Here is a 15,828-nt window from a genome sequence, read left to right on the forward strand (position 1 = left end):
GTTATCCGTCTCGGTACTTCGAATTGTGGATCACCCCCGATTCTCTCGACTCTGGCCGTGTTAGACGCTGAAAATTGCTCGACGAGGATTCAGAAGGGGGTGTCCTTGGTCTGCAAACAATTCTCGACAATCTGAGGGAAGACTATGATTTAGAATTGCTCAGCGGGACCGACGGACTGCTCGTCCACTTGCTCGTACATCTCATCCGGGAACGGGAGGCTGCCCCAGATCGAGTAGGGACACTGGTCCTGGCCGATACAGTAGCGCTGTAGATCGTCGTTATCGCAGTTCATCGGCAACGGGGTGTCGCCGTCGATGGTGTTCGAGAACTCGTAGCGGACCTGGTACTCAGTCTCCTGCTCGTCGTACCACGGCCACCGGGAGAAGACGTCCTTGAGGTCCGCGACGATCTCGTCGAGGCTGCTGTCTTGGTACTGCGGGAGCCACATCACCATCCGCGCGAAGTTGTAGAGGTCCTTTCGGACGGGCTTCTTCTCGTGTAGTCGCTCCTCCATATTCGCCATACAGGGAAGTTCGAAGAGGTCCTCGATCTCCCGGACCTCGATCTGTTCGGCGCCGGTTCCGGCTCGTCCGATTCGGTACGTATTGACGCGCCCGTCGCGGTCGATGGTGACGGCCGAGTGGGACTCGTGGTCGGCCAGCGTCTTCGCGAGACTGCTCGGGCTCGATATCCAGTCCGTTACAGAGGATTCCCACTCGTCCTCGGCGTCGTACGCTTTGACCGCTCGGTAGAGCTCCTTCGCCGTGTGGAACTCGCCCTTTTGCGCCACGTCATCGGGCGCGTCACTAAGGGCCCGCCGGAGGACGCGAATCGTCCGTTCTCCACGGTCCCAGTTCCGCCAGATTCGCTCGTGATGGCCGGTCTCGAGGAAGCGGTCGATCCGCTCCGTAATCGCCGAATCGTTCGTGGTCAGCCACGATAGCTGGTCGTCGGAGAGTCCGTCTTCTTGCACCCGCAGGAGCTTCTTGAACGCCCGCTCAGCGTAGTCCCGATACTTGCTGTCGAAATCACCGACCGGGACGTACAGGTTGTTGTCCTTCACTCGCGTCAGTATCTCCCCGCCATCGTCACTCCCCGTCGATGACTCGCCCTCCGCTCGAACGAGACATTTGCGCGACGCCGCCGCCATCGGGATTTCGAGGTACAGGCCATCCCCGAACTCCGGCATCTCCGTGATGCCCGTACAGACCCGACCCGGATGTGGGCCATCTTCACCGGGCTCCTTGCTGTACAGTACGTCGGCGATGTCCTGTTGGAGCGACCCATCGCCGTGGGCCCGAATGAGGGAGGCGAGATTGTTGACGTACAGCTCTCGGATGTCGTAGAGTACCTGGATGTTCCGTGGTGACGCGTGCTCGAACTTCGGGTGCTCTTTCACACAGATCGCACTCAGCGTCGCGAGCACGGCGAGCGTCCCCGGCTCGTCGACGAACGGCTCCTCGGCGGCGTCGGCACGAACCTGCTCTTTGAACGCCGCCGTCCCGAACCGCTCGACGTCGTTCACGAGGTCCTCGGGTTGGTCCTCGCCGTCGACGACGTATCGATTGTAGCCACGCGTAAACAGCTGGTTGATACGGGTCTCACCGTACTCCAGGGGGAGTGCCGCAACTCGATACGCCATGTCTTCGTCGTCGGTGGGCGTACTCGGACTCATTCGTCGATCACCTCGGGTGTCGCCGACCGAACGTCGAACATCGGGCTCTCGATGGGTTGAACGATGCTACAGACATCGGCGTGCAGCGAGTAGGGCAGACGAGCGACACGCCGGCGGTCGGCCGTCACGACGGGGTCGATCGGGATGTCGTACGTCTCGAGGAGAAGGTCGTTCAACACCTCGCGACTCTGCTCGTCGTATCGGTGCGCCGGATCGGTATCCAGTAGGTAGACGTGGACACCCTGCCCGCTGTAGACGACCATCGTTTCCTCGGCGTCGAAATCGTCCTCAAAGATGTCGCGCACCTCGAACCCGTACTCGATGGCGCGGTCGACGTCTTCGAAGGCGTACGGATACCCCTCGGGAGCGGCATCGAGGATACCTGCAGCGTCGAGGAGCGCATCGTCGTCCCGATCGTCGAGGTCCGCCGAACCCATCTCGTCCGCTCGGTCTCGGGCGATCTCTTTGGCGTCGATGTCGACGAGGAGGACCCACGGCCGTTCCCAGTGATCCAGCGCGTAGTAGACGGCGTCGGGCCGTGGGTCCGGTTGTTCCAGCACCTCCGGATCAGCAAGCGCGAATTTGCTCCGGCCCAGCGGGTCGTTGCGAGCGGGGTGTCGAATGAACTCGACGACATCCTCGAAGTCGTCGAACTCGGGTGTCGTTCGGTCCCCCGACGCATCTGTTTGCCACGTATCCCGCCGGATGAAGTCCTTGGCCGGCACCTCGTCTTTGCGAACTGGGTGGGGCTCGCGGAAGGCGACGGCGTACTGTTTCGGGCCGGTCGCCGTGATGAATTCCGGCAGGTCGTCCAGATAGCGGGGGAACTCCTCGGCGTAGTAGGCGTAAATCTCCTCGCGGGTCGCCTGTCGCCAGGTCATTGGTTGAGGTCTTGATCGAGATTTTTGAAGCCCCGAACGGTGGTCAGGCCCGCAGCATCGAACTCGTCGACGGCGTCTCTGATGGTCGCGAACGACCGTGCCGCCCGCCCGCTGATCCGCTCGTCGATCCGATCGGCGTCGGCAAGGCTCTCCAGGACGTCGAGCGCCGTCTCGCGATTGTTGAAGGCCCAGATCGCGTCGGCGTCCACCGCGCTGAGTTTGTCGTAATCCTCGACCGGGGCGTGCCGGTTGTTACTCGTGAGCTCTGCTTCGCCGACCCAGACGAGATCGCCGTCCGCGTCGAAGCCGGCCACGTCCAGTACCGTGCCGTCGTCGGATTCGTAGTACGGTTCCACGCGATCGATGTCATCCCGCTGCTGGAGCCACAGCTCGAGGAGCCGAACACCAACCTTGTGTGGCGTTTTCTCGCCGAGATCGCCCGCTCCTGGTCCCGCCTTCAATTCTCTCCCCAGGAGGTCTCGACCGTCGGGGAGGACGGTGTAGTACTTGCGCCCGGCAGCGGAGTCCGCTTCCAGGAGGTCCTGCTCCGTGAGCCGCTCCACATGGAGGTCGTCGTATTCGTCCCGAAGCTGGCTCATCCTGTCCAGTAGCGTGTACTCGTCGTCCTCCCGGTTCATCACGTCGAGTACCCGATTCAGGAACCGGACGTCGTCACGGCTGAGCCCGCGTTGTCGGAGTTCGTCATCGGGGACGGGTACGCTGCTTTCTTGGACGGGCGTTGCCCCGTTCTCCGGTTGCGCTCCTTGGTTATCTTCTGACTCCTCGTCCGTTTCGGTGACCTGTCCGAACAGGGGGCTCATCGCTGCCTCGTCTCCATCTGGGTCGCTGTCCGTTGCGGGCTGGGTGGTCGACGTCGATGCGTCCTCGGTCGTTGATTCGCTGATGAACGCGGATTGCGTCGGGTCGGTCGCTGCATCGCCGTCGGCAGTCGAGCCTGTCGTTTCGGCACCCGAACTCCCCCAGCCAGTCTCCTCTGGGGAAGTGCTCGACTCAGTCGGCTCTGTCAGCCCGTACTGGGCTTGTGTTCGCTCGACCATCCGTGGCCGGGACACGGCCTCGAAATGGTCTTCCTGGGGCTCTGTGAGCGGCTGGTCGCTTTCTGGATGCCCCGGCGCAATCGGGAGCGGTTTCAGCGAAAACGGCGGCGGACCAGTCTCGCCGAACGATGGACTAGGGAGTTGGGCGATCCACTCGCCACTTGGGAGCGTGTTGATTCGGTTGCGGAGTTCGGTCGGGCTGAGGTCCTCGTGGGCAAGCGACTCCGCGAGGTCGCGTTCGATCGAGATGTTCCCGATGAGCTTCGTCTTGATGTTGTTCAGCACCTCGTCGTAGGCCCGCTCGTTCCGGTTCCGCACCTGTTCAGGGAACTGCATCACGAGCCCCATACTCAGCCCGAACGATCGGCCCTGCGGCAGTAGCTGCTCGGAGACGAGCTTCGTCGACGCGACCGGCGCCGCCTCCTCGATGATGAGGTTCGTGAGCTTCTCGTAGTCGGTCTGGCCGTCGCGTCGGCGCACCTGCACGGCGTCCCAGAGGTTGCTCAACAGCAGGAGTGTGATCGCTCGCTGTGCCTCCGGTCGGAGGTCACCGAGGTCGAAGATGATGGTCGCGTCTTCATCGAGGAATTCGCGGAAGTCGAAGCGGTTGTCGACGTACTCGCCGGCGTCGTTCTGCTCGGGGACGTGGCTGAAGATCCGCCGGAGATGCGCGTCCTCTTTGAGCTTGTCGAGGCGGTTCCCGACGGCGTCCATCGACACCTGGAACTGGTGGTTGTCCTTCGCGAAGTGACGCGTCAGCGATTCCTCGATGTTCTGGTTGTCCGCCGAGACCGGGGGAATCGTCTGGTCGCGCTGCATCCGGAGCGCGGCGGCGAAGAGGTCGTCCAAGCCGAACACGTCGCTCCCGTACTCCTCGTCGAACAGCGCCTTGATCAGGTAGCTGAGGATCTCGTTCGCGACGAACGCCTGCCCGTACTGCTCGCGGCCCATAATCATCCGGAGGATGTCGTGGAAATGGTCGACCTTGTCCTGAATCGCGTCCTCACGGTTACGACCAGCCTCGAGCGCGGGCCGGATGTCGAAGAACGAGAACGCGGGAATCGTCTCCGGGACGCGGAAGTGGTAGACGTCGTCCAAACCACCGAATCGTTCGTAGTGGCAGCGCAGGTAGTTCTCACACATTCCGTCCCCCTTCGGGTCGACGAGGACGACGGGGCCACCCGTCGTCTCGCGGAGCGAGAGCGCGTCGTTGATGATGGCCTTCGACTTCCCGCCACCAGTCGACGCGAACCGCCCGTAATGCGTTGGCAACAAGTCCGGCGGGATCCGGATGGGGTCTGGTCGTGGCTCACCGTTTTCGTCGAGCGCGTAGCCGATGGCCATCCCGTCCTGGAACTGCTGGATCAGATCCGGATTGGGCCACGGGAGCGGGTTCCGACTCTGCTGTTCGGCTCTGGTCCCCCGCGTCCCTTCGACGGTCAGCTGTTCGGAGGAGGGGACGAGAACGAAGTTCGCGAGTTCCGTTCCACAGAGGACCAGCTCGGGGCGGGTCTTCCCTCGTCCCGTCGTCAACTCGCGATTGAGGAGGCGCTGGAGAGCGGCCCGTGCCTTCTTCTCCTTCGTTTTCTCACGGAAGCCGCTGTCCCGGAGGCGTTGCCCTTCGACCTCGTAGAACGGCCCATCAAGCGGGTCGAACACGGGGAGGAGCGAGTCCATTCGGCCATCGAGGTCGTCGCGGGTGTCGTCGGTGGGGACGCCGACGGCCCGGATGTTGACCGTGAACGACCGTTTGGCGTTCTTCGCGTCGATGTACTCGATCCGCTTCTCGACGGCCTCGCTGAGCTGCCGGTCGTCCTGGTCGCTCCGCTGCTCCTCGACCTCGAGCAACGAACCGACGACTTCCTGGAAGAACGTATCCCGGCCGTCGACGAGGTCCTCTTTCCGCACCTCCGCATCGGACTGCCAGCTGGCACGCCGTTGGAAAACCACCTGGAAGGCGGTCGGCGCCCTCGCCTCCATCAGATGGTCGATCAGCGACGCCAGCGCCGCGCCGGGCTCGTCGACGGACGAGAGATCGCCGCTCGTTTCCTCTGTCGTGAACGGCGTCAGCGAGGTCATCCAGTCCTGCTTCCGCGACGCGGCGCCACACCACCGGACACCGAGCGGCGAGACAGCGTTTTGTGCCGGGCGAGCTAGAATCGTTCCCGCTGGTGTCATCGTCGGCTTCTCGATGGCCCGTTGCTCTTCCTCGTCGTCTGGAAGTGCATCGGGCGGTGCTAGTTCAAGGGCTGAGTCCCCGACAGTCACGTGATGATCGGGGACTCTCGTGGCTGCCGTACCGCCGTCGACAACGGGGTCTGCTTCGGCTGACTCGGAGTCCCTTGATTCCTCGTCGACGATGTCGTACTGTTCTGCCGGGCCAAACTCGTACTGCAGCCGCCCGGCCTCGTAGTGGTCGACGAATTCCTGCGGTGTGAACTCGACTGGCTGAATGAGCCGGGCAGCGACGTCGACGTCGACGCGCTCGATGTCGAACGTGGCTGGATAGATGGAACGGAGGCGCTTCTCGAGCGTATCGAGGTGCGCATCGGCCCCGTAGAAGAACTCTACCGGGTCGTCCGGGCCATCACTGATCGCGAGGAACTCGAATCGGGGTGGTGTCTCACTGTGGAGCGGGTTCAGCTTCGCCCCGAGGCCCGACGAGCCGGGCGTGGGCAGCTTGTGGAGACTGTCGAGGACGCGGGAGATGCTCTCCGGGTCAAGTCGCTCGGATGTCGGCGTGACGCGCAAGTACTCAGCCATCGTTGGTCTCCTCCGTTGACCCGCCGTCTGGCTCAGCTTCGACGGCGTCTGATTCCTCGTTCAGTTCGCTCGTTTCGTTCGTTCCGTTCGTTGCTCGATGCTCGAGCTCTTCCTGGAACTCCTCCATCTCGGTATCGACGGCTTCGTCGCCGGCGCCGGGGAGTGAGGCCCGAACTTGGGAGGTCGGGTCGAAGTCGATGACCTGCTTCTCCTTGGGCATCGCTTTGACCTGGATGCCGCGCCACTCGCCGTCGACGCCCACCAGCGCCTCGGAGAAGCCGGCGTCCTCGTTGCCCGGCACGGCATCTTGGACGAACCGCATCTGTGCGTAATTCAGGCCGAACTCGTCGGCCCACTCCTCGTCCATCCCGTCGAGGCGGTGGAACTGCTTGACCGCACACTGGTCCAGGATGGCCTCGCTCTCGGCGTGCTCGAAGAACTCGTCGACGGTCTGCGTGACCAGCCGGATCGAGAGGTCGTGATGCCGGTGGTGGCGGAACACCGTCTCGAGGAACGCCAGGCTCGCGGCGTCCTGCATGATGTAGCGCGCCTCGTCGATGTAGAACACGACCTCCTTCTCCGAGACTTTCGCCCGCTCATACACCAGCGAGATCAGGAGCTGCATCGTCAGCGCCGTGCTGCTGTCGACGCTGCCCTCCTGCTGGGCGAGATCGAGGTAGATAACCTTCTCGTCCCGAATGTCGAAGTCGGACTCTTGGCCGAGGTTGGCGTGCCGACCGTCGTCCTCGAAGGGGCGGAGCTGGTCGAGTAGCCACGTCGCGTCTTCCTTGATCTTCCCCGCCTCCTCGTCGGACCGGACGACGAACTCCTCGGGGTCGTCAACCATGTCCTCGAAGACGTCCATCATATCCTGAATCGTCGGGCTCGGGTTGCCGTGCGTCGAGATGTCGTCGGTAATCCCGTTTCGCTTGTACGCCCGCTTGAGCCCGAGTTCGAGTGTCGTCCGGCGGTCGCCCAGCGAGATGCCGCGGAGGGCGAAGAAGTTGGTGAGGAAGCTCATCGCGTCGTCGAGCTTCTCGTTGAACGGGCTGGCGTCCTCGCCCATCGCCCGCTGGACGTGCTCGGGCGTCTCCCGAATCTCCAAGGGGTTCAGCCCGAGTGTCCCGCCGACCGTGATGCGTTTGGCATCGAGCGCTTCGGCGACCCCCGCCCAGTTGTTCAACGGCTCGAGGATGATGCCGATCCGGTCCTTGCTCTGCTCGATGGAGCGGATGAAGTTCTGTTTCGAGCTGAACGACTTCCCCGACCCCGTGTCGCCGACGGTGAACATCGCGTACCCGTTATCCCGCGCGAACGGGTCGATGACGACCGGGCTCTGGTTGTCCTTGTGAATCCCAAACTCGACGCCACCCTCCTCGAGAATCGTCGCGTTGTGCGGCGAGGACAGCAAGGCGCCGACGGCGCCGCCGAGCGCAATCGATGTCCGCCCGAACTCGTTGTCGCCGATGGGCGCGGCGGACTGGAGGGCGAGATCCTGGCGACAGATCGCCGTCTTCGGCGTGAGGTTCGCCGGATCGTCGCGGAGTGCGCTCTTGACCTTCTGGACGGCGTCGCGGAGGTCCTCCTTCTCGTGGGCTCTGACCGTGATGAACATCCCCTGGTCGAAGACGTTCGCGCCGTTCTCGACGGCCTTGTACGTCGCTGCGGCCTCGTTGGCGCGTTCCTGTAGGTAGGCACTCCGCACGCTCTGTTCGAGGTCAGCGTCCACCTGGAGGTCGTCAGCGATATCCTGCAGTTCGTTCCGCGCCCGTTCCTGGTTCTTCGGCGTAATGTGGGCCGTCAGGTCGAACTGCACGTCAGTCATCTCGAAGAGCTCGGAGAGGTAGCCGTCGTTGGGGTAGTCCGGGTAGTCAGCGATGTATAGCGTCGTCGTCCACTGCTCGCCGACCCGTGCCGCGCGCGTCTCCCACTCGATCGCCGCCGGCGCCGTCACCGTCTTGTGTGACTCGGCGATGTCGTCGAGGAGCTGGCGTTCGGCCGCGCCCTGTTCGATGGTCTCCTCGTCGAGGAGGTCCGAGAACTCGACCTCTTCCTCGTCGTCTTCGGTGTACCAGTCCCAGAGGAGTTTCCCGCCGATTCCGACCAGTACCGCGAGCAGGATGTAGAGGGCCGCCCCTTCAGCGGAGGTCGGATTCGTGAGCCACTCAGTGAGCTGGCCAACGGCTCCGCTGCCCGTCTGGAGGACGAGGTTACGCATCGTGGGCATCCTCCCGGCGCGAATGGCCGATGATGGGTTGGTCGCGAACGACGCTCTCTGCGTCGTCGTACTCGTGTTCGCGGCCGTTCCAGAAGTCCATATTCAACACGAAGAGCTCGACCGTGCTGAGCCGGCGTGCGGACCAGCCAGACGCCTGCTGGATGAACTCCGACCGCACGTCGTTGACTCGGCTATCCAGTTTCTCGAACATCTGTGCGCGGCGCTCGACGTCGGTGAGATCCTCGCGGCGGGTTACGAACGGGTTGAACAGGAACCCGATGACGGGGAACTGCGTCAGCTTCTCGGCCGGCGTCCCCTCGTCTCGGAAGCGGTCATAGACCTCCAGCGGGGTGACTTGGACGCCGATGTAGTACCGCATCTGCTGGATGCCCCGTTCGCGCATCTCCTTCGGCCGCGTCTCCCGATACTCCTCGAGGAGTTCCCGGAAGATGGGGTTCTCTTTGACGTCCTCGTCGTTCAGGCGGTCTTCGATGTTCTCCGTGATCTGTTCGACTGGGAACGAGCGGGTCGTGGCGTGGAGTTTGAGCTTCGAGTCCAGTTCCTTGTTGGCAAACTCCTCGCCGGCGTCCTGGAGCTGTGCCCAGTCGTCGGACATCGCGAAGTCCATGTTGCCGGGGTCGATCTCGATGAACGCCTCCATCGTGCCGTCCGCGCGCTGGATCGCGCCAGCGCCCGGCCACGCCCGTTCGATGTTCGTGAGGTCCTGCGTCCGCTCGTCGGGCTTGAACGGCGTGTAGTTCGCGAGCCCGCCCTCGTTGCGCTCTGTCTCGTTGGTACTACTGTCGGCCTCCTCCGGGGCACTGAACGTGATCTGGGGGCGCTTGACGTAGCGATAGACGTCTTTCGTCCACGTCCACGCGTTGAGGTGGTCGGGCGAGACGTAGACGATCGCGACGCCGAACCCGAAGCCACCTGCGACGAACGGCAGGGCGAGTGATTCGATGCCGGTGAGGCCGGCGATGAACAGGCCGACTATCGGGAAGGCGATCAGGACGCCGACGTCGCCTTCCTCGATGTTGAGGTATGGGATGCGACTCTCCTCACCGAACTGGTCCATGATGCGCCGTGCGGCTGCGTCTTCGTCGATGGACATGGATTGTTAGTAACCTCCAGGGTCGTTCTCGGTCCGCCGGTAGGACGGCGTCCCGCCGTCTTCGTCGCTGTTCGCGCCACGGGCTGCAGCTTTCTGCGCCACAGCATGTCCCGCTGCAGCCTTCGGTCCCCATCGGGCCGCCGTCGTCGCGACGCCGGCGCCGCCGATGTAGGCCCCAGCGGCGACACCGCCGACGAGGGCCGCTCCTTTCGTCGCACCACCGAGAACCTTCGCCGTCAGTGGGGTTGCGTATTTGAACGTCTTCCAGGTTAGGTAGAGTGCGATCAGCGGGAGCGATGCCGCGACTAGATACCGCAAAAACGGACTACTCGGAGCGATGGCGTTCTGAGAGTACAGCAAGTCGTATCCTTTGAACACCACCGCTGCAGGTAGAGGCAGGACCGCTAACGGGACGAATTTCTTACTGAACCCCATCGCGATATCCGAGAGCACGGGGACGTTTCCGTAGGCCAGCGCGAACGCAATCGGCATCCCATACACGTAGACGTAGAGCAAGACTTCGCGAATGTAGTAGAGTGCCTCCAAAGCCCACATTGAGAGTCCTCCAATCAGTGCGAATACGAGTGAAAGCCCAGGGTTTGTGATTGAGACTTCGAGCAAGTTGAGCATCGCATCGCCCAGCGAACCCAGACTTGGCATCAGGGCGATAGTGAACCCGTCCACGATGTAGAGTCCAAGAATACTGACCCAGTACCAGCTGATAATCAGAAACGCGCCGACCCAAGCTGTTTTCTTGGTGCGCCTGGCCTCGTATGCACTTCCAATATTGAATATACGGATTGTGTGACGGCCCTGAACGCACATCACGAGGAGCAGCAGCGAGATCAACATGATCTCTCCACCGACAAGCGCCTCCTGAATTGACGGCCAAGGAGCATTACTGGGCTCTCCGAAGACGAATGCACCATCCGTCTCCGGCGTTGGTGTCCCGAACATCTCCTCGGTGAGGGTCTCATAGCCGGAACGCAGGCCGTCCATGAAGAGGCCGACAATCCAATCGACGACCTCTTTGAATCCCTCAAGGACGACGTCGATTAGATCAACCATGGTTAAGCCTCACTGATGGAAATTTCGCAGTTATCGGTTTCTTGAGAGCCTGAATACTGGATACTGTACGTTTTGGTGACTCGGTCCCCGCCAACTCGTGTCTCGAGTATTAGTTCAAACTCGCCAGTCTTCGACTCCTCCGAACAAGACGTGCCTGCTCCAGGAACGAAAGCGAACGGCGAGCGTGAACTATAGAGCGTAATTTGCTCCCCCGGGCCGATAATGACCTGCTCAATCTCAGAGTCGGACTCCGGGTCGTAAATCCCGCTTACGTCTTCATCATCGACATAGTTCGTCCCCTCTTCGTCGGACGGATAGGGGACATCACCAATGAAGAGCAATTTTGTAACTGCATCAGGGCCAGTCCCCTGGTTTTCGAGGGTGACGAAGGCCTCCTCTTCGATTTCGCTTTCTGGTCCATCCCACATCTCTTCAGGCTGGTTTCTACCGATGCCCATCTCGATGATCCCGAGGTTTGGCTGGACAGAATGCGAGCTTTCACCGACTGTTTCCTCACCGCTGAGGGCTACTATTTCGTACTCGCCAGGAGCGTACGCTGTGCCGAGGTCAAATGAGACTTGCTGGGAACCTGCAGCGACCTCCCGCTGTCCGAACAGTTCGCCGTCCGGTTGGATGAGGTTGATTTGGTCGAACTCCGAGTCCGAATCGAACTGGACGATGAGTTCTGTTCCTTCGACAGTCACCTGCCGGAACACACCAGATCCGCCTCCTGGACTTGAACTACCATTAGGACCGGTGCTTCCGTTGCCATCCAGACAGCCGGCCACGCTCGCGAGAGCGGCGCCGGCAACTGTTCGGAGGGCGGTCCGTCTACTGAGGTGGGGATTGTCCTGAGTCATGGGTTTTGTCCGAAGATGTCTTCTGGGCCGAGCATCCGCAGGAGGCGCTTGCCAGCGTAGAACATCACGAAGAACGGCAGGAGCTGCCAGCCGACCTCGAACACCAGTGCAAACCAGCCGTCGATCGTCCCGAGTGGGTGCCAGCGGGCCGTCGCGGTATCGCTCACGTACGCCGGGTCGTGACCGAGCCACGAGCCCGGATGGTACCGAACCGTGTAGATGCCCGGTTCGTCGATGGTCACGATGGCCACTCCCGAGGCGTTGGTCTCGACGCGCTGATCCGCGACCGTGATGTACCCGTTCCGAGTGGTGCCGCCGATTGGATACTGACGGCTATCGTCGAGCGCAATCGGCGCACCAGTTTGATTGTCCCGCAGTTCGACCCTGAGCGTGGCTTGCGACTGATTCTGTTGGATGACCTCGACTGTGAGATTACTGCGGCGGAGCTGTCGCTCGGACCCGGCATCCGGCTCGACGATTGACGCATTCACGCCCCGGACGATGCCCGCAACGTGCAGCGACTCTGGATCGACGTTCTCGGCTCGAACGGCGACGCCGTACGTCGTCGTGTACGACTGGTTGACGATGTCGATATTGATGTTCTCACCGATGGTGCCGACTGGTGACGGGCGGTCAGTCCCCCAGGTCTCGATGAGTTCCGGCCCGTCTCGAACCGGCTCGGCACGCGGCCCGATCCGCGAAGGATAGGCATGGACGTACACCGGAATCGCGTCTGACTCGACGGTGGCGCTATCTGTGCGATTCGACCGAACGAGCGTGTCCCAGTTGGTGTTCCGAGCGGTGTAGAACCGCCAGATGCCACGGACCCGTGCCTCACCGTCATCCGTAAGCGTGTACCCCTGCCACGGCCGCGACTGGAAGATGGCCACGCCGGCGTCGCCGTTCGGATACTCGGCGTAGTAGGGGTACGCCGAGAGGTCGTAGATCTCGACGGCGATTGAATCGGAGACGTTGCGTGATTCCGTCCGATAGGTAACGTCGACGTCCGTCCGGTCACCCAGGTCGGTCCTGACGGTTTTCTTCAGCCGGACGCTTATCTCCGCTTCTAACGTGAGATTCGCACTCCAGTCGTCCTCGATCTGGTAGTCGATGGCAGGCGTATGGGCCCCGTCTCGCTCGGCGATGGTCTCGCCGTCCTTCTTCAACCGGACTTCTTCGATCTCGTGCTCCGTGAGCGACCACGAGATCGTCGTGTTGCCGGAGGAACTCCCGTTGGGGACGCGAACGCGGTAATCAACGAACCCGCGCATCGTCCCATTCGGTGCGATGTAGAGTGGGGTCTCACCGGACTCGAGGTGGCCACGAGTAGAGGGCTGGACCGCGAAGATCGTCGCGTGAGCATCCTCGATGAAGACGCCGTCCTCGAGGTCTGCGTGCGGTGGATGGACGGACGTATCTGGGCCGCCGGCGTTGAGGTCCTCAAAGTCGTTCCGCGTCCACGTCGCCGCTGTCGCGGGCGGCCGTTTGAACGTAACGTCCGTCCCGTTCGCGACCTGATGGACAGCGGAGCGGTCCTCGCCGTAGCGCTGGCGGTACTCTTCTTGGCTGATGTAGTTGTCCGCATCACGTGACCACAGCGTTGCCGACTCGTTTTCCGTGAGCCCGTTCCCCTCCGTCCCCGGTCGTGGCGGGTCGGCTGCGACGATACCCGTGACTAGACTCGTCACGAGCAAGCCGGCCATGAGCACGGAGAGCTCTCGATGGTTCATAGGGCTCGCACGGGGACTGCGGGGTGGTTACCAGGGGACGAGGTCGACACACTGCGCCAGCGGGAGGCCCATCATCGACCCGGCGACGGTGTACAGCGGGCCGAGGACGACGAGGACGACCGCGGACTTCATCGCCGACCGTTTGTGGCGCTTGAGGCCCTTCTTCTGCTCGGGATTGAGGGTGAACATCTCGATGAGGGAGTCCGCCTGCCAGACGATGGCGAGGCCGACGATCCCCAGCGCGGTGGTCAGCTGGAAGAACCCCTCAATCATACTCGGGAGGTTGTCTGCGCTACAGACCGCGTTACTCTGGGCGGCGACCGGCTGGACAGCGAACAGGCTCAGAAGGACGACGGTGAGCGCTGCCTGCCGAGGGATCTTCCCGGTCAGCGGTGACTGGTTTTCGACGCTACGCTCAGGGTCGGAGGGAGTCTGATCCTGTGACATAGCGAGTCAATCATCTGTGGCGTCTCCAGCCGTCGGCTGGTTCTGCTGCTCTTCGACGAGCGACTGGAGGTCGTCGAAGCGGTTGGTGTCCTCTGCGATCTCTTCGAGCGTGTAGCCCTGCTCGCGGGCCCGTTCGAGGAGGTCGCGGAGTTCATCGGGATCAACACCGCGGACTTCCATTTCCTCGCGGAGGGCGCGACGATAGAGGGCGGAAGCGTTGATGTGGTCGTTCCACATCAGGTACAGGTCATCGATCTCCTCGATGGTGACTGACCTCGTAATCATACATGCGGGTATGGGTATGCACCGGTTGAGTCACGGTACATATTGGCGCGGTAGTTGGATGATACCTAAATGCTTTCTGGCTATCAACTGCTGTAAATTTGCCGAGTAAATTATAACCAAATCACTTGTTGACCTCGTAGGAAAAACTTAACCAACACTTGTTGAGGATGGTGAGAGCCTGTTGGTTAAGAATGTGGATTATCTCGCTTACTCGAGCTCTACAACCTCCCCGCTTCCCTCGTCGAGGAGCTCTCGAACCTCGGCCAGAAGTTCCTGGCCCTCCTCGTGGAGGGCTGTACCTTCATCGAGGTCGCATTCGTCCGCGTCGAGCTGGTCAATGATCTCCTCGACGCGACTCAGTCGATCGTGGATTTCGGAGTCATTTGCCACGGTTAGATCACCCCCAGCCAAAGCCCGGTGATGACCAGCAACAGCAACAGCAGCACAGCGATCGCGACCTTGTAGTAAATCGGTGGGAGGCCCTCGGGTGCGGTCGCTTCATCGACTGCTTCGGCGAGCTCCTGTTCGTGTTCGTGGTCCTGCTGGAAGGTCTCGTACGCGGCGTCGAGCTGTTGCTCCAGCGGCTCGATCTCACTCGCAAGGAACTCTTGACGGGAGTTCACGATATACTCGCCGGCGGCGGTCGGCGTGATCGTCGCAACGTCCGCCACCTGATCCGCGATGAGTCGGTCATCGGTGTGTCCAATCGCGGTGACCACCGAGGTATTGGCGGTAAAGATCGCCTCCGCGACCCGTTCAGTGTTGAAGGCTTGGAGGTTCGAATCACTCCCACCGCCGCGGCCGACGATGATGGCGTCGACGTCCTCCGAGCGGTCGAGATGGTGAATGCCGTTCGCGATGGACGTCGGCGCGTTCGACCCCTGGACGGTTGCGTCCTTCACCAGGATGTCGACGGTGGGGTCCTGTCCGTGAATCGCGTTCTGGATGTCGTACCGGGCGTCTCCTCGAAGGGACGTGACGACGCCGACCCGCTCCGGGAACGCCGGCGGTTGCTGTTTCTGCTCGTCGTCGAACCAGCCACGCTCTTCGAGTTCGCTTCGCAGTCGCTCGACGGCAGCCGCCTGGTCGCCGTCGCCGACGACGATCACCTCCCACGGTTTGAGGTCGATTTTCCCACCCTCGACCCAGTAGTCGATATCTCCTTCGAGGATTACCTCGGTGCCGTCCTCGAGGTCGACATTCATCTCCCGGTAACGGTTCGCCCAGATCATACAGGGGAGCTCGGCGTCGCCGTCGGTGAGCGTAAAGTAGAGTGCCGTACTGTTCTTGTGGAGGTCAGTGACCTCCCCGATACAGCGGACGCCGTTGAGGGCAGGCGCGTCCTGGACGACCGACGCGATCCGGTCGTTCAGCTGGGACACGCTAAGGACCTCTCTCGCATCGGGTTCGACCGCCTGCCGTTCGGTATCCGGTGCGTCCGCCATCTCCGTTTCCTAACTTCTGAACAGGAACCTCAAAAAGCTACGTTCGAGTGCCGGGTGGGCTGCGTTACGCAGGCCTACAGGTCGCGGGGCTGGACCGTCTTCCGGTCGTTGGCCTCGGCACGCTCTGCGGCGTCGTCGAGCAGTTCGGCGACCTCTTCGTTGAGGGCGTCGTAGAAATCTGCCGAGACGTTGTGGTCCGAAAGTGCGTCCTTCACGGCTGCTTTGACGATTAGGTCAGACATTCCATCGCGGACTTCTCTTGTCCACCATATAAAGGTTCGAA

13 protein-coding genes are annotated in these 15,828 nt (G+C 62.0%); all 13 read right to left on the minus strand.

Features of this window, described 5'->3' with window-relative positions; translation table 11 throughout:
- Nucleotides 1-149: 149 nt before the first annotated feature.
- Nucleotides 150-1,676: a primase-associated protein gene (locus EXE48_RS12800; protein ID WP_137711706.1), complete on the minus strand. Its 1,527-nt coding sequence runs from the start codon at nucleotides 1,674-1,676 to the stop codon at nucleotides 150-152.
- Nucleotides 1,673-2,557 (minus strand): bifunctional DNA primase/polymerase, encoded by an 885-nt coding sequence (locus EXE48_RS12805; RefSeq protein ID WP_137711707.1) that lies wholly within the window; start codon nucleotides 2,555-2,557, stop codon nucleotides 1,673-1,675. The genes EXE48_RS12800 and EXE48_RS12805 overlap by 4 nt, the downstream gene beginning before the upstream one ends.
- Complete coding sequence (locus EXE48_RS12810) at nucleotides 2,554-6,378, minus strand: ATP-binding protein (protein ID WP_137711708.1); 3,825 nt, start codon at nucleotides 6,376-6,378, stop codon at nucleotides 2,554-2,556. The genes EXE48_RS12805 and EXE48_RS12810 overlap by 4 nt, the downstream gene beginning before the upstream one ends.
- The gene (locus EXE48_RS12815; protein WP_199236386.1) at nucleotides 6,371-8,605 is read right to left on the minus strand and encodes a VirB4 family type IV secretion system protein; all 2,235 of its coding nucleotides are present in this window, start codon (nucleotides 8,603-8,605) and stop codon (nucleotides 6,371-6,373) included. The genes EXE48_RS12810 and EXE48_RS12815 overlap by 8 nt, the downstream gene beginning before the upstream one ends.
- Complete coding sequence (locus tag EXE48_RS12820; RefSeq protein WP_137711710.1) at nucleotides 8,589-9,710, minus strand: TraC-like domain-containing protein; 1,122 nt, start codon at nucleotides 9,708-9,710, stop codon at nucleotides 8,589-8,591. Before EXE48_RS12820 ends, EXE48_RS12815 begins: the two co-directional genes overlap by 17 nt.
- Before the next feature lie 6 nt (nucleotides 9,711-9,716).
- A complete protein-coding gene (locus EXE48_RS12825; protein WP_008364412.1) occupies nucleotides 9,717-10,778 on the minus strand; it encodes a TrbL/VirB6 family protein in 1,062 nt (353 codons plus the stop codon).
- A 2-nt stretch (nucleotides 10,779-10,780) separates the two neighbouring features.
- A complete protein-coding gene (locus tag EXE48_RS12830; RefSeq protein ID WP_193365823.1) occupies nucleotides 10,781-11,638 on the minus strand; it encodes a hypothetical protein in 858 nt (285 codons plus the stop codon).
- Nucleotides 11,635-13,368, minus strand: a complete 1,734-nt coding sequence (locus EXE48_RS12835) for a DUF8186 domain-containing protein (RefSeq protein ID WP_199236387.1) — start codon at nucleotides 13,366-13,368, stop codon at nucleotides 11,635-11,637. The genes EXE48_RS12830 and EXE48_RS12835 overlap by 4 nt, the downstream gene beginning before the upstream one ends.
- A 27-nt stretch (nucleotides 13,369-13,395) precedes the next feature.
- Nucleotides 13,396-13,815, minus strand: a complete 420-nt coding sequence (locus EXE48_RS12840; RefSeq protein WP_008364408.1) for a DUF7985 family protein — start codon at nucleotides 13,813-13,815, stop codon at nucleotides 13,396-13,398.
- 6 nt (nucleotides 13,816-13,821) lie between these two features.
- On the minus strand, nucleotides 13,822-14,100 hold the full coding sequence (locus tag EXE48_RS12845; RefSeq protein WP_137711711.1) for a hypothetical protein: 279 nt from the start codon (nucleotides 14,098-14,100) through the stop codon (nucleotides 13,822-13,824).
- 207 nt (nucleotides 14,101-14,307) lie between these two features.
- Nucleotides 14,308-14,490 (minus strand): exodeoxyribonuclease VII small subunit, encoded by a 183-nt coding sequence (gene xseB / locus EXE48_RS12850; RefSeq protein WP_137711712.1) that lies wholly within the window; start codon nucleotides 14,488-14,490, stop codon nucleotides 14,308-14,310.
- Nucleotides 14,491-14,492: 2 nt separating this feature from the next.
- Complete coding sequence (gene xseA, locus EXE48_RS12855) at nucleotides 14,493-15,545, minus strand: exodeoxyribonuclease VII large subunit (protein WP_137711713.1); 1,053 nt, start codon at nucleotides 15,543-15,545, stop codon at nucleotides 14,493-14,495.
- 74 nt (nucleotides 15,546-15,619) lie between these two features.
- A complete protein-coding gene (locus EXE48_RS12860; protein WP_004048632.1) occupies nucleotides 15,620-15,787 on the minus strand; it encodes a DNA-binding protein in 168 nt (55 codons plus the stop codon).
- Nucleotides 15,788-15,828 lie beyond the last annotated feature (41 nt).

It is taken from the genome of Halorubrum sp. ASP1, assembly GCF_005435135.1.
Lineage (GTDB): Archaea > Halobacteriota > Halobacteria > Halobacteriales > Haloferacaceae > Halorubrum > Halorubrum tropicale.

What these genes read in the sequence shown, in the direction of transcription:
- EXE48_RS12800 (WP_137711706.1), bottom strand. Translation starts at nt 1,676, where the DNA reads ATGAGTCCGAGTACGCCCACCGACGACGAAGACATGGCGTATCGAGTT.
- EXE48_RS12805 (WP_137711707.1), bottom strand. Translation starts at nt 2,557, where the DNA reads ATGACCTGGCGACAGGCGACCCGCGAGGAGATTTACGCCTACTACGCC.
- EXE48_RS12810 (WP_137711708.1), bottom strand. Translation starts at nt 6,378, where the DNA reads ATGGCTGAGTACTTGCGCGTCACGCCGACATCCGAGCGACTTGACCCG.
- EXE48_RS12815 (WP_199236386.1), bottom strand. Translation starts at nt 8,605, where the DNA reads ATGCCCACGATGCGTAACCTCGTCCTCCAGACGGGCAGCGGAGCCGTT.
- EXE48_RS12820 (WP_137711710.1), bottom strand. Translation starts at nt 9,710, where the DNA reads ATGTCCATCGACGAAGACGCAGCCGCACGGCGCATCATGGACCAGTTC.
- EXE48_RS12825 (WP_008364412.1), bottom strand. Translation starts at nt 10,778, where the DNA reads ATGGTTGATCTAATCGACGTCGTCCTTGAGGGATTCAAAGAGGTCGTC.
- EXE48_RS12830 (WP_193365823.1), bottom strand. Translation starts at nt 11,638, where the DNA reads ATGACTCAGGACAATCCCCACCTCAGTAGACGGACCGCCCTCCGAACA.
- EXE48_RS12835 (WP_199236387.1), bottom strand. Translation starts at nt 13,368, where the DNA reads ATGAACCATCGAGAGCTCTCCGTGCTCATGGCCGGCTTGCTCGTGACG.
- EXE48_RS12840 (WP_008364408.1), bottom strand. Translation starts at nt 13,815, where the DNA reads ATGTCACAGGATCAGACTCCCTCCGACCCTGAGCGTAGCGTCGAAAAC.
- EXE48_RS12845 (WP_137711711.1), bottom strand. Translation starts at nt 14,100, where the DNA reads ATGATTACGAGGTCAGTCACCATCGAGGAGATCGATGACCTGTACCTG.
- xseA (WP_137711713.1), bottom strand. Translation starts at nt 15,545, where the DNA reads ATGGCGGACGCACCGGATACCGAACGGCAGGCGGTCGAACCCGATGCG.
- EXE48_RS12860 (WP_004048632.1), bottom strand. Translation starts at nt 15,787, where the DNA reads ATGTCTGACCTAATCGTCAAAGCAGCCGTGAAGGACGCACTTTCGGAC.